16 protein-coding genes are annotated in these 11,647 nt (G+C 54.5%); all 16 read left to right on the top strand.

Annotated features, from left to right (window positions below; all coding sequences use genetic code 11):
- Positions 1-169 precede the first annotated feature (169 nt).
- Positions 170-439, top strand: coding sequence for a hypothetical protein (locus ACT3R7_RS20065; protein ID WP_496199419.1), 270 nt, complete (start codon positions 170-172; stop codon positions 437-439).
- Complete coding sequence (locus ACT3R7_RS20060) at positions 440-1,099, top strand: KilA-N domain-containing protein (RefSeq protein ID WP_496199418.1); 660 nt, start codon at positions 440-442, stop codon at positions 1,097-1,099. It abuts the gene before it with no gap.
- Positions 1,096-1,356 (top strand): helix-turn-helix domain-containing protein, encoded by a 261-nt coding sequence (locus tag ACT3R7_RS20055; RefSeq protein WP_496199417.1) that lies wholly within the window; start codon positions 1,096-1,098, stop codon positions 1,354-1,356. Before ACT3R7_RS20060 ends, ACT3R7_RS20055 begins: the two co-directional genes overlap by 4 nt.
- Before the next feature lie 281 nt (positions 1,357-1,637).
- Entirely contained in the window at positions 1,638-1,823 is a 186-nt protein-coding gene (locus ACT3R7_RS20050) for a hypothetical protein (protein WP_496199416.1), read from the top strand.
- Positions 1,820-2,053 (top strand): hypothetical protein, encoded by a 234-nt coding sequence (locus ACT3R7_RS20045; RefSeq protein WP_496199415.1) that lies wholly within the window; start codon positions 1,820-1,822, stop codon positions 2,051-2,053. Before ACT3R7_RS20050 ends, ACT3R7_RS20045 begins: the two co-directional genes overlap by 4 nt.
- Positions 2,050-2,298, top strand: coding sequence for a hypothetical protein (locus ACT3R7_RS20040; RefSeq protein ID WP_496199414.1), 249 nt, complete (start codon positions 2,050-2,052; stop codon positions 2,296-2,298). Before ACT3R7_RS20045 ends, ACT3R7_RS20040 begins: the two co-directional genes overlap by 4 nt.
- Positions 2,295-2,471 (top strand): hypothetical protein, encoded by a 177-nt coding sequence (locus ACT3R7_RS20035; protein ID WP_496199413.1) that lies wholly within the window; start codon positions 2,295-2,297, stop codon positions 2,469-2,471. The genes ACT3R7_RS20040 and ACT3R7_RS20035 overlap by 4 nt, the downstream gene beginning before the upstream one ends.
- On the top strand, positions 2,468-2,698 hold the full coding sequence (locus ACT3R7_RS20030; RefSeq protein WP_496199412.1) for a hypothetical protein: 231 nt from the start codon (positions 2,468-2,470) through the stop codon (positions 2,696-2,698). The genes ACT3R7_RS20035 and ACT3R7_RS20030 overlap by 4 nt, the downstream gene beginning before the upstream one ends.
- Positions 2,683-3,621, top strand: coding sequence for a toprim domain-containing protein (locus ACT3R7_RS20025; protein WP_496199411.1), 939 nt, complete (start codon positions 2,683-2,685; stop codon positions 3,619-3,621). The genes ACT3R7_RS20030 and ACT3R7_RS20025 overlap by 16 nt, the downstream gene beginning before the upstream one ends.
- The gene (locus ACT3R7_RS20020; protein ID WP_496199410.1) at positions 3,618-5,534 is read left to right on the top strand and encodes a DUF927 domain-containing protein; all 1,917 of its coding nucleotides are present in this window, start codon (positions 3,618-3,620) and stop codon (positions 5,532-5,534) included. The genes ACT3R7_RS20025 and ACT3R7_RS20020 overlap by 4 nt, the downstream gene beginning before the upstream one ends.
- The gene (locus ACT3R7_RS20015; protein ID WP_496199409.1) at positions 5,531-6,316 is read left to right on the top strand and encodes a hypothetical protein; all 786 of its coding nucleotides are present in this window, start codon (positions 5,531-5,533) and stop codon (positions 6,314-6,316) included. Before ACT3R7_RS20020 ends, ACT3R7_RS20015 begins: the two co-directional genes overlap by 4 nt.
- The gene (locus tag ACT3R7_RS20010; RefSeq protein WP_496199408.1) at positions 6,306-6,578 is read left to right on the top strand and encodes a hypothetical protein; all 273 of its coding nucleotides are present in this window, start codon (positions 6,306-6,308) and stop codon (positions 6,576-6,578) included. Before ACT3R7_RS20015 ends, ACT3R7_RS20010 begins: the two co-directional genes overlap by 11 nt.
- 9 nt (positions 6,579-6,587) lie before the next feature.
- Positions 6,588-7,058, top strand: a complete 471-nt coding sequence (locus ACT3R7_RS20005) for a hypothetical protein (RefSeq protein ID WP_496199407.1) — start codon at positions 6,588-6,590, stop codon at positions 7,056-7,058.
- Positions 7,059-7,076: 18 nt separating this feature from the next.
- Positions 7,077-7,550: a hypothetical protein gene (locus tag ACT3R7_RS20000; RefSeq protein WP_496199406.1), complete on the top strand. Its 474-nt coding sequence runs from the start codon at positions 7,077-7,079 to the stop codon at positions 7,548-7,550.
- 10 nt (positions 7,551-7,560) lie between these two features.
- Positions 7,561-10,482, top strand: coding sequence for a tape measure protein (locus ACT3R7_RS19995; RefSeq protein ID WP_496199405.1), 2,922 nt, complete (start codon positions 7,561-7,563; stop codon positions 10,480-10,482).
- A complete protein-coding gene (locus ACT3R7_RS19990; protein WP_496199404.1) occupies positions 10,470-11,165 on the top strand; it encodes a hypothetical protein in 696 nt (231 codons plus the stop codon). Before ACT3R7_RS19995 ends, ACT3R7_RS19990 begins: the two co-directional genes overlap by 13 nt.
- Positions 11,166-11,647: the final 482 nt, after the last annotated feature.

Here is an 11,647-nt window from a genome sequence, read left to right as displayed (position 1 = left end):
TTAGGGTAGAAAAGCCAGCAACTATGCGGGCTTAAGTCTACCCTAAGGGTTGTTTTCACCAATCTTAGGGTGCTTACCCTGAACCCAAATGGTGTTGCCCTGAGGGTTATTCCATAAGCCAACATCGTAGTCGTCCAAGCCACCACAAGGCTTATTCAGGAGACTTACGATGCAAACCAACCGCGATAAAGCTGCCGGTAAAATCCCGCTCGATAACTTCGACCCCAAGTTTGTCCAGATTGATAAGCGACAGGCGTGCGCAATATTGGGCATGCCATCTACATCCTTTGATCGTGCCCGTAAGGAAGACTCACGCTTCCCTAAGCCTATTCAGCAGGGCACTAGTAAGAACGCGCCGCTAAGGTTCGTTCTGGCTGAAATCTACGAGTATTCCGCTCGCCTTATTACTGATTACCGCAATGATAGGGAGGTGGCTTAAATGTCTGCTTCCAATGTCATCCCTCTGCAATACGAAGGCCAAGCTTATAGCTTTAACTCTGCTGGCTGGATCAATGCTACTGAGTCAGCAAAACGCTTTGGTAAAGAGCCCGCGCAGTGGCTGCGACTACCCGAGACAAAGGCTTACCTGCTTGGCCTTGAACGTAGATATGGGAAAATCACATATGTAGAAACAAGTCGTGCGCGAATGGATCGCGGCGGTGGTACTTGGCTGCACCCGAAGCTAGCCGTACCGTTCGCCCGTTGGCTGTCAGTTGACTTTGAAATCTGGTGTGATGAGCAGATTGATCGCTTAATCCATGGCGGCGCTGAAGATTGGCAGCTGCTACGCGACTCAGCCGCTATCGGATACCGCGGTATGTGTGACGCACTCCAACTAACCCGGGAAGCCCAAGGCAAGCCTGCCGCCCGCCATCACTTCATCAATGAAGCCCGTTTGATCAATATCGCTGTCTTTGGGCAATCCAAGGGTGTAGATCGTGACAGCCTGACTCCTGACGAGCTTCGCCTGCTGGCGCTGATCGAGCAGCGCGACACCTTCCTATTAGGCCGAGGCCTGGACTACCAGCAGCGCAAGCAAGAGCTAACACGCTACGCACAGGAGCAGCTACTTCCCAAGCTGCAAGGCGGTGCTGCATGACTATCAACTCCACTGACTCCGCCAGCCAGCGCATACGCATTCTGGCCCGCTTAAAGCGAGGGCCGGTTACTACTCTTGAGCTATTGCAAGAAGAAAACATCCTTCGCCCAGGCGCGCGTATCTGTGAGCTGCGAGAGAAGGGCCACGACATACGAACCCACCTGCAAGATGTGATCGACCCGTGGGGGCGCAAGCATAGCCGTGTAGCGCTCTACTACCTGCCGACTGGTACCAGTAGTACTAAGGATGGTGTTTGATGTTGACCATTCTAATGACTAACCGCTATGCTGATCTTGCTGGCGCAAAATCGTCAGCCAGGTTTGGCGACCTGAATTATACGCGGCGCACAGGCGCCCTCCGATACCGAATAGGCGCTTTTTTTGCGTCCTTACGGTATGTTATGGACGGGCTGTGTGGGGAGACCTTCGTGTCTGCCGGTTTCCGTGTATGCCGGTTCGCCAACCCTGCTCAGTCCGTCCTCCAATCTGTTTGGCGACAGTGGTTGACGGCTCCATCTTCAATACGCGGAGTCACACCCATGGCATCACTACGCCTATTCCTTACCCAAAATCCCTCTAAACGTGCTGCTGCCCATCGATCAATGGCTAAAGCTGCCTTGTTTGCCGATACCAGCGCAAGTACCCGCCTTAAGCGTTACAACCATCATATTGATAAAGCTCGTCATCTCGAAGCCGCTGTTAGTGGTCTGGAGGCGCGCTCATGAGCACTGCAAAACGCAACATCGACGCCCTTGAAAGCCGTATTGGTTTAATGACCGCCCTCGCCAACATTATCAGCATCGACAGAACACGTGATGGCAACGAAGGCGAAGCGCCCATTCTCAACGACTACTACTACGGCTCGCTGGTAGAGGCCATCGATATAGTGGCCGAGAGCTGCTACCGAGAGCTTGGCCTGCTTGATGAGAAGATTGAAGGGGAGGCTAAACCATGAGCCTATTCAAGATCACCTTCGCCCGCACTGGTCAAGAAACCGTCGTTAAGGCAACCGATTGGCGTGATGCTGTACGCCAGACTGGTCATAGTGACGCTTGCCATATCACCCACCACGAAAAGGCCGTTGTTCCCGTGGCCGCTTGGTTTGACGCCGATGTGCCGCATGGTATCGGTGCCCATACTGTAGAGAGTGCACTGGCTGGCGCTGTTGCCTACCTGGATTCTCTGGAGGCGGCCCAATGATGCCCGTAGCCATTAATTGCGATCTACGCACCCGTGTCATTCGCTTTCACTTCACTAATCCGGATCGCTTCTTAACAGCCGATCAGGCGTTTGCTAGCGGTTTAGTCAATCACCTTGAGTTCAAGGAGATGCAGAGAGAAGCCCAGGCGTTTAGCAAGGAGACGGGCTTATGATTCCTCAAGATCAAACCTACCTGCTGAAAGCCGCCCTTACTGGTGATGCACGCCAAATGGAGCAGGCGTCAAAAATTCTTGCAGGCGTAGCGATGCTGCTTAACGACCATGACCTTGATGGTCTGAAGCGTGAGGCTCTTATTGAAACGTTGTGGCTGCTATCCAGCACCTTTGAGGAGCGCCGCGATTGGCTGCAAGGGGAGGGCTATATATGCGAGGAACAATAAAAGTGCCCGACCGAAGCCAGGCGGAGTACAGCAGCATTGTCGAGATGCCCAGCCATCTTAGCATAGAGGTTGCCGCTGAGCAGGTCGCCAGTGATCTGTATGGCGCGTCCCGCTTTTCAGGCAAGGGTAAGTGGCGTCGGTTCATCCCTGATGGTGCCAATAGTCAGAGTGGCTATATCGGTCTGCTAGGGGATACCGCGGCGGTGGTGGGTGACTGGCGTGACTCTCAGCGCTTGGTAATACTAGTCGATGATGCTGATGACGATATCACGCGCACCGAGAAGCGCCAGCAAGCTCGCTTGGAGGCACAGCGCCAGCGCGACCAATGGGAAGCCGAGCGTATCGCTAAACAGGCAGAGGCAGCAAAGCAGGCCCGCCAATGGTGGGCTTCTGCCAAACCAGCAGATACCAGCCACCCCTATCTGACCAAAAAGCAGTTACGGCCATACGGCCTGCGCCAGCGGGGCAATGCCCTGCTGGTACCGCTGTATGTCGATGGCGAGCTCATTAATCTGGAGCGCATCTTTCCTGATGGTGCCAAGCGTCCTATGCCGGGTGGCCGGGTAAAAGGTGCGGCTAGCCTGATTGGGCGCATTGCTGGCGCTCAACGAGTACTAGTAACCGAGGGATGGGCAACCGGTGCTGCGCTCTATGCGTCTACTGGCTGCCCGGTGGTGGTTGCCCGCAATGCCGCCAACCTTGAGCCGGTCGCCCGACGCCTGCGCCAACGCTTACCCGAAGACGTGGCTATCACGATCGCAGCGGATGATGATCGCTTTACCGAAGGTAACCCCGGCATGACTAAAGCACGCATCGCCGCGCTGGCCATCGGGGGCAAGTTGCTCACGCCTGTATTTTGTGACCGTTGTACGTCATGCACCGACTTTGCGGACGTGGCCCTATGCCGCAAGGGGGCCGTATGAGCTGGAAGCCAGACGATAATCTGGGCCTGTTTGATGACCCAGTTGAGGAGGATCAAAGCCGCCTGACTACAAAAGCAGCTGGAACAGCGGAAGCAGGTGCTAATGATCAGAGCAAGCGGCCTGCGATGGGAGCAAAGGAGTTAGCGGCGCTTGCTGACTCGATGCCTTTGGGCAAAGAAGTGTCGCCTGGGGGAAGCGAGCCCCTAGATAGCAGTATCAAGCGTCCCGGTTTCACCAGCCATGCTGATTGGTTCTATATCGGGGATAAGCGGTTTCCCCCAGGGCTGTGGTGGCACGGCATACGCAACGGGCAGAACGGTTCCACTAATGAGGATGTGTACATTGCTGATCCCGTTGAAGTGATTGCCATTAGCCGTGACGAGCATGGCGGTAACTTCGGGCGTCAGGTTCGCTTTATGAATAGCGAAGGCAAATGGTGCCGCCGAGTATTGCCGATGCGCTTGCTCAATGAAGGCGGTTCAGAGCTGCGCCGCGAATTACTGGATATGGGGCACACGCACGTCATCAAGCAGCGCCACCGCCTTGCTGACTACATTATGGAGAGTCGGCCAGAGGCCCGGCTGGTAGCGGCTACTACAACCGGCTGGCATGACAACTCTCGTGCCTTTGTTCTGCCTGAGCGCACCATCGGTAATCAGGACTATTGCTTTAGCGCCGATTCTTCACGATCCAGCTACTTTGATGTTCGCGGCACGCTTGATGGCTGGCGCCAGCAGGTTGCCGGGCGCGCAGTTAACAACCCCATCCTAATGCTGGGTATCTGCATAGCTTTAGCCGGACCTTTGATATGGCCAGCCAAACAGCAGCCGTCTGGGGGGTTAGGCTTCAACTTGCGCGGAGGCTCCAGTAAGGGCAAAACCACCTGCTTGCAAATGGCGAGCAGCGTCTGGGGCAGTCCTCAATTCATGCGCCAGTGGTCTGGTACCGGCAATGGCATTGAAGCCTTGGCAGCGTCCCAGAACGATACCTGCATGGTGCTGGATGAGATCAGCCAAGCGAGCCCATATGAAGCGGGCAATATGGTCTATCTGGTAGCTAACGGTGTAGGAAAGCAGCGAGCGGCTAGAACCGGAGGTATCCGTGAAGCTCAGCGCTGGCGCCTGATGTTGCTATCCAGTGGTGAGCGTAGTCTGGCCTCTCACATGAGCGAAGCCGGGAAGTCCGCTAAGGCGGGGCAGGATGCCCGCTTGTTGGATATACCCGCTACCAGTCGCCGTTATGGGGCGTTCGATGACATCCAGGGTATTAGCCCTAGTGATTTTGCTAACGCTATTAAGGCAGCAACAGCGGAGCATTATGGGCATGCCGGGAGCGCTTTTATCCAGCATTTGATAAAGCAGTCTGACTTGCCCGCCCTCTACCGCGACACTATGGAAGATCCTGTATTTACCGGCACGCAAGATGGAGTTTCCAGCCGTGCTGCTGGCGCTTTTGGACTGCTTGCTATGGCAGGAGAGCTGGCTACTGACGCGGGCATAACCGGATGGAAGCCCGGGGCATCTATCGAAGCGATTGGTATGTGCTTTCAGTTGTGGCAGAACGAGCGCGGCAATTTACCCCCGGAAGATCAAGCCATCCTGGAAGGCGTGTCCAACTTTATACAGCGCCACGGTGACAGCCGCTTTAGCGAGCTAGGCGCAGACAAGGATGTTAGGGACCGTGCGGGTTACTGGTCTGATTGCGCCGATGGCCGAGTGTTTTATTTCCAGAATGAGGCACTGCAGGAGGCTGCCAAAGGTTATGACCTAAAGACGATTGCGGCAGTGCTTGATAAGGCTGAATGGCTGCATGGAAAAGACAAGGGGAGGCTTACCACTCAGAAACGTATTTCCTTTGATACTGATAGGCGCTTGCGGTTCTACGCCATTCTTCCAAGGGAGGGCGAATCATGAGCTACCGCGACCTTCTTAGAATGCGCCGACAAGCTGCTAGTTCGCCTACCAGTGAACCAGATGAACCTATGGAAAGCGCTGTCAACACTGATAACGTCCATTCTGTCACCGCTGTCACCAGTGGTGAAACAGCACCGGTGACAGAAAAAATCCTTGATAATCAACCTTGTCACCGCTGTCACCACTGTCACCGCCCCGAAACGTCTTGTGCCATCGCAAACGAGGTTAAAAGCTCAACGCAAAGCACTGCCACTGTCCATGACATCAACACCATCATTGGCAGCCTGTACGCGATCGATAGGCCTTTGGAGCCTATTGAAACCGAGGTACGTGGAGTGATGGCTACCCTTACTCGGCAATCGGCTGCTGAACTAGCGGTAGTGCTGGATGACGCCTTTGAGGTGGCACCCGATACCTACACAGCCCTTAAGCAATGTCGTCGCCTGCTGAGCGATTCCAAGGCGCTATCAGCCGCTAAAGCGGTATGGCCTAACCTGCCCCATGCGCCAGCGTCAGAGGTGCCTGTAAGTGCGCCTGTTGTTGAGCATGCGCCACGCTGGTTGCGGCTTGTCCGTGAACATTGTGCTGTGCTGCCGGAGGATGAGCGCCTATTAAGCAAAGTGGTAAGCAACCGGCCGCCACAAAAAGCGCTACAAATCGCCCAGCGGTATATCACCACATGGCAGAAAGCTGCCGAGCAGGAGCCTGTCAGCCATAAGCGCGATAACGCGGGCCGCCGTGCTGCTAACCGAGAGCTAACAGGAGGTCGTCATGTTGGATAGTGCCATTCAGGAAGCCACACGCCTGGCATCCAGCCTGCGCTCCATCGATCAGAGCGCCAGCCATAGCGCAGAAGCGGTACGGGACACGCTGCAATCATCGCCTGATGACGATGCCTTGCTGGCCTGCGCTGCGACGCTGGAAGCGATAAACGATGCACTCCCTGCTGGAACGCTGGTAGGGCTTATACGCATTCGCCTGACTCGCCTACAAGGGATAGTGAATGCGCTGATTGTTACTGACACCACACCGCCGGCGGCATAGGAGAGCATCATGATTAACCACGACACGATTAAACAAGCCGCTGAAAGTGGCACAGGTCTGGATCACCTCACGCCCGGTCAAACCTGGGCAGCGTATGAGGCCAGCGTTAAGCCCGCGCACCTGCGCCAGCCGATGCGGCACTCAATGATATTGCTACTGGCTAGCGTAGAGCAGAAAGCACGGCAGGCGTTCTTTGGTGGCGTAGAGCACGGCGATACCGATGTGATGATCTATCGCGCCTATGACGAACAGCACCCCATGTTCCTACGTGGCCCAATCCTTGAAACGCTGCAGGAAGGTATGGAGACGTTCTTTCCCGATCTCAAGGCAACGGCAGTGGATGACGACGGCAACGCAGTGTACCGGCTGGATCATATTGCCAAGGCATTAGGCGCCAGCGAGGAAGAGCTGCTGGCGCTGGCTAAAGAGAAGGGCATTGAGAATCAGCTTCAAACCAAACCGACCCATACCTTGCACTGATTATTAGTGGAGAAAGCCATGATTACCAAAGAAGCTATCAAACAAGCCGCGGATCGCGGCACAGCACTTGAACACCTAACACCCGGGCAGGTATGGGCTGCGAGCAGCCATGATACCGACCCTGAATTGCTCAAAGCGCCGCTATGTAAGCACATGGCATGGATACTCGCCCAATGGGAACAAGATGCAGTGATCGAGTTTTTTAAAGACGTGGCTATCACTGACTCCGAAGAAATACTGCGACGTGTTTATGACGACAGCAGGCCGATGTTCTTGCGGTCCCCAATACTGGAGGGGATTACAGGAGGGCTTGAAAAGGCGTTCCCCGGCTTACAGGTGGGGGCGATAAACCAGGACGGGGCACCCTTATATCGCACCGCTGACTTGGCTAAAGCTCTGGGCGTCCGAGAGCAGGACGTAGTTGAACACGCGCGCAAGATGGGAATGATTGACTGCCTCCTGTTTGACGAGCCCCCACATAGAACGCATTGAGGTAAGTGTTATGGCTACTGAAGCAGGAAACCTATATTACGTCGTTGATGCCCGCACTGCCGGGTTATTAAAAGCTGAGAAAGATGTTGATGGCTCGACCAGGCGCATGGAGAAAGGCTTTGACCGCACCGACAAGGCTTCACGGCGTATGGGGCAAGGTTTTAATACCGCGGGCGGTGCAGCGATGCGCTTACGTAGTATGGTTACCGCCGTCAGCTCAGCGATGGCGACCCGCCAAATTATCGCCTACAGCGACGCATGGAACCGTACACAAAACCAGCTGCGCCAGGTAACTGGTAGCGCTGCTGAGCTGGCCACCATCAATAAAGAGCTGATGGATATATCCAACAGGTCTGCAATTGCTATTGAAAATACAGCCAACCTTTATGCCAAGGTGGCCGACGCTACCAGTGGCCTCAATGTTGAGCAGTCAGAGCTACTCGAATTTGTTGATCTTACATCCCAAAGTCTGCGTGCAAATGGCACTAGCGCGGCAGGTGCTTCTGCTTTAATCCTTCAGCTTTCCCAGGCTTTTAACGCGGGCATCATTCAGGGCGAAGAGTTCAACACAATTCTCGATCAAGCGCCGCTAATACTTAAGGCGCTTCAATCTGAGACCGGAAAGTCCACTGCTGAACTTAAGAAGATGGGTAGCGAGGGAAAGCTGGGGATCGACACGCTGATTCGCGCGGTTCGTAATTACTCCGATGAAATTGAACGTCGCGCTGCCGCATCGACTGACACATTTGCCGACAGCATGACCAAGGCGCGAAACAATATGATCCAATTCATTGGATCATCTGACTCTGCCCAAGGCGTTGTCGGAAAACTCGGCGAATCGGTTATTTACCTCAGCAACAATTTGGAAACTGTTACCCAGGGGGCTATAGCCTTATCGGCTGTTATTGCAGGGCGGTATGCCCAATCCCTGGGCGCAGCTACGATTGCAAACCTAGCCCTTGTAGGCGCTTCTGTAAAACGCATGCAAGCACTGCGCGGCGAAGCTCAGGCATCCAATCAGGCCGCAGCAGCCAAGGTTAAAGAAATACAGGCAAGCATCACTGTAACCAAGTCAATTATGGCTGAGGTTCAGGCTGATAGAGCAGCGCTGGCTGCGAAGCTCGCCACTACCAAGGCGATTGGCGCGCAGACAGCTATTAAGCGCGAGCTTGCCGCTATGGATGCCACGCTTGCTCAATATAAGACCCGCTACGTAGCGCTTCTTGAAGCAGAAACAATTGCAACTGCGCAGGCGACCGCAGTTCAGCGAGCCAACAACACAACCCTTGCTGCCACTACAGCAACAGCCCAAACGGCAACACGCGCCATGGGCGGCCTTCGCGCCGTAATGGGCTTTCTAGGAGGCCCGACCGGCGTCATTCTTTTGGCAGCGTGGGCGATCTACTCTTTCCGTGAAGAGTTAGGGCTGGTGCCAAAGCCTGTGCGTGAAACAGCGGATATTGTGGATGAACTCCGGCAACGCATTGATGGGTTATCCGAGTCAGCCTTAAAGTTTGAAATGGCGGGATTTACTGCCGAGCTGTTCCGGCTACAGGTTCAGGCGGCGCGTACAAAGTCAGAGCTTGATGCCCTAATGCCAGACCAGGCAGCAGCAAGTGGGCAGCGGGGCCCGAGAGCCGCCTTTGCAGCGATGGATCAGCGACGCAATAACGCACCGGAGATAGCGCGACTGGAACGAGAGCTTGAGCAAACTGGTAACGATATAGAGGCTCGCGAGAAGATACTCCAGCAGATTAATGACCAGCTCAACAAGCCTAAGGGTGGAGGTTCTCAGCCCCCTATCACCTCGACTAGCGAGAGCGAAGTCAAGCGTCGCAAAAATGAGTTTGCAGCAGTTCAGCGCCAGCTTGCCACTGAGCGTGAAACCATCGAGGCAGAGTATGCCGAGCGCAACCGCATTATCCTCGAGAACACAGAGCGCGGCAGCCAGCAGCAACTTGACTCGCTTAAGCGAAGCGCAGATATGCGGCAGTCACAGCAGGATCAAATCTCAGATCGCCTATTGTCAGGGCTACGCACCGAAACAGAGAAAATAAAGGCTGAATACGAGCAGCGAAGAAAGGACATTATCGACTCAACCCCTGCTGGCGCTGAGCGCGACGATCTTCTTGAGCGCAACCGTCAGGCCCGCGACCGTGAAACAAGCAGCCATATCGGCAAAAAACCTGATCCATTGACAGGTGGCCAGTATGACGACCAGTTCTCACGTTACGAAAAAGACGCAGAGCAGGAGCGTGAACGCTATCGGCAACAGTTGGAACGACTGGTTGACGCGAGAGAGCAGCAGCTTCTGACTCAAGAGGACTACAACAAGCGCGAGCAAGAAGCGGCTCAAACTCATGCAGAAAGGCTGCAGCAAATAGAGCAGGCTAAAGCGTCGATGATGATTTCGACCGCTAGTAACATGTTTGGAGAGATGGCGAGTGTTGCTAGAGGTTTCGCTGGCGAGCAATCCGGCATCTACCGGGCCATGTTCGCCGCGTCGAAGGCTTTTGCTCTTGCCGACGCCGCTATCAAGATTCAGCAAGGCATTGCCAACGCTGCCGCACTGCCGTGGCCTGCTAACTTGGCGGCTATAGCATCAACCGTCGCAGCGACCACCTCCATTCTTGGGGCTATCCAGTCCACTAGTATGGCGGGCTACGCATCGGGCGGCTATACCGGTTCAGGTTCGCGCAATGAGCCCGCCGGCATCGTGCATCGTGGTGAGTTCGTCATGCCCAAACACGTCGTTGATCGGCCGGGGATGCGCGATCAGCTAGAAGGTATGCGCAGAGGGTTTAATGGCGGCAGGTACGCCAGCTATATGCCTTCTGGCCGTCACATTCCTATAACTGAGAATGGAGAGAAAGAAATGTTCATCAATAATGCCAACTGCACTTTCAGCCTGGAGCCACTATGTCAGCGATAATCTTTCAAAGCTGTGAAGACAGAGGGTTTGTAGCCACTGATACATTGGCATGCGACCAGCATGGCCAGCCTGGACTTTTTCGGTCGAAAGCGTTCTACGTGCCACACCTTAAAACCATTGTGTTTGCTACTGGCTTCGCCGAAATAATGGAAGATTGGTTTGTGTGCATCAATCGTCGGATGAGGGTTGATGGCGTAGAGCACCTTAATAATTTTGCACCAGAAGAGCTTCGACGTATTTGGGCGAAATTCCAGGAGGAGATGGGCGCGCATCTTGATGGATATCACTGTCAGTCGACTACCGTTTACCTCATGGGCATTTCCGAAATCACTGGAAAGATAGTGGTTTATGCATACAGGTCATCCACCGGGTTTGCATCAGAGAAGCTACCACCAGGTATAGGCGTTAAACCTGAGTGCACTGTTCCTGAGGGGCAGGTAGATATCTTTGAGATGATGAAGCAGCAGCGGCATATTCAAGAAAATAGCGGCCTACCTCTGAGCCAGCAGATCCATATTGGTGGCGAGGTCCAGATTTATCAGCTCACCGCCCAGGGCTGCGAGATTTCCACTTACGCACGCTTTGACGACTATGAGCAGGCGCGCGAGAAGATGGTTCAAAAGATCAATATGAGCCGCTACCTGGAAGAGTGGGAAAACAGCATTAGCAAGAAGTCTGATTGATCTGAACAGCGAAAGAACAGGTAAGGGGGCCTCAGATTGGGGCCGCCTTTGACAGCACCGTGCAAAGGTTTTTTTTGCAAGTTAGCCAATGGATTTAGGTCGCCATGCAAAAGCAAAAGGATGCGGTCGAGGGGTATCGTTCAATAGCAGCCAGTAGGCTCAAAAGGTCTGGCGTGCTTACTCGTGGATATTCTTGCGATTGGCAATGGACAAATCGGGACGGTGAGCGCGTTGCCGCCATATCGCTACATTGCATTGATCCCAGTAACGTACAGTTTTCTTATAACAGTGGTGGCAAGCCATACGACTACACGGTTCACATAGAGTGGCTGCCTTGCCACATGGGTGGAGAGCGGGCCATGTTCCTGTGCCCTGTCTGCAATAAGCGCTGTGCAAAGCTACTGGCGAGTAGTGTATTCGCCTGCCGGGCATGCGTTGGTGTCAATTACGCCTCTCAGCAGCGGGCAAAGCGCGATGCTGCG

The organism is Halomonas sp. AOP43-A1-21 (genome assembly GCF_052376775.1).
In the GTDB taxonomy this organism is placed as follows: Bacteria; Pseudomonadota; Gammaproteobacteria; order Pseudomonadales; family Halomonadaceae; genus Vreelandella; species Vreelandella colorata.
The sequence above is the reverse complement of the archived record's forward strand: the minus strand, read 5'-3'. Positions and strand labels throughout refer to the sequence as shown.

Excerpts from the sequence above, each read along its gene's own strand:
- ACT3R7_RS20055 (WP_496199417.1), top strand. The coding sequence starts at position 1,096 with ATGACTATCAACTCCACTGACTCCGCCAGCCAGCGCATACGCATTCTG.
- ACT3R7_RS20005 (WP_496199407.1), top strand. The coding sequence starts at position 6,588 with ATGATTAACCACGACACGATTAAACAAGCCGCTGAAAGTGGCACAGGT.
- ACT3R7_RS20035 (WP_496199413.1), top strand. The coding sequence starts at position 2,295 with ATGATGCCCGTAGCCATTAATTGCGATCTACGCACCCGTGTCATTCGC.
- ACT3R7_RS20065 (WP_496199419.1), top strand. The coding sequence starts at position 170 with ATGCAAACCAACCGCGATAAAGCTGCCGGTAAAATCCCGCTCGATAAC.
- ACT3R7_RS20045 (WP_496199415.1), top strand. The coding sequence starts at position 1,820 with ATGAGCACTGCAAAACGCAACATCGACGCCCTTGAAAGCCGTATTGGT.
- ACT3R7_RS20020 (WP_496199410.1), top strand. The coding sequence starts at position 3,618 with ATGAGCTGGAAGCCAGACGATAATCTGGGCCTGTTTGATGACCCAGTT.
- ACT3R7_RS20025 (WP_496199411.1), top strand. The coding sequence starts at position 2,683 with ATGCGAGGAACAATAAAAGTGCCCGACCGAAGCCAGGCGGAGTACAGC.
- ACT3R7_RS19990 (WP_496199404.1), top strand. The coding sequence starts at position 10,470 with ATGTCAGCGATAATCTTTCAAAGCTGTGAAGACAGAGGGTTTGTAGCC.
- ACT3R7_RS20010 (WP_496199408.1), top strand. The coding sequence starts at position 6,306 with ATGTTGGATAGTGCCATTCAGGAAGCCACACGCCTGGCATCCAGCCTG.
- ACT3R7_RS20060 (WP_496199418.1), top strand. The coding sequence starts at position 440 with ATGTCTGCTTCCAATGTCATCCCTCTGCAATACGAAGGCCAAGCTTAT.
- ACT3R7_RS20000 (WP_496199406.1), top strand. The coding sequence starts at position 7,077 with ATGATTACCAAAGAAGCTATCAAACAAGCCGCGGATCGCGGCACAGCA.
- ACT3R7_RS20015 (WP_496199409.1), top strand. The coding sequence starts at position 5,531 with ATGAGCTACCGCGACCTTCTTAGAATGCGCCGACAAGCTGCTAGTTCG.
- ACT3R7_RS20030 (WP_496199412.1), top strand. The coding sequence starts at position 2,468 with ATGATTCCTCAAGATCAAACCTACCTGCTGAAAGCCGCCCTTACTGGT.
- ACT3R7_RS20040 (WP_496199414.1), top strand. The coding sequence starts at position 2,050 with ATGAGCCTATTCAAGATCACCTTCGCCCGCACTGGTCAAGAAACCGTC.
- ACT3R7_RS20050 (WP_496199416.1), top strand. The coding sequence starts at position 1,638 with ATGGCATCACTACGCCTATTCCTTACCCAAAATCCCTCTAAACGTGCT.
- ACT3R7_RS19995 (WP_496199405.1), top strand. The coding sequence starts at position 7,561 with ATGGCTACTGAAGCAGGAAACCTATATTACGTCGTTGATGCCCGCACT.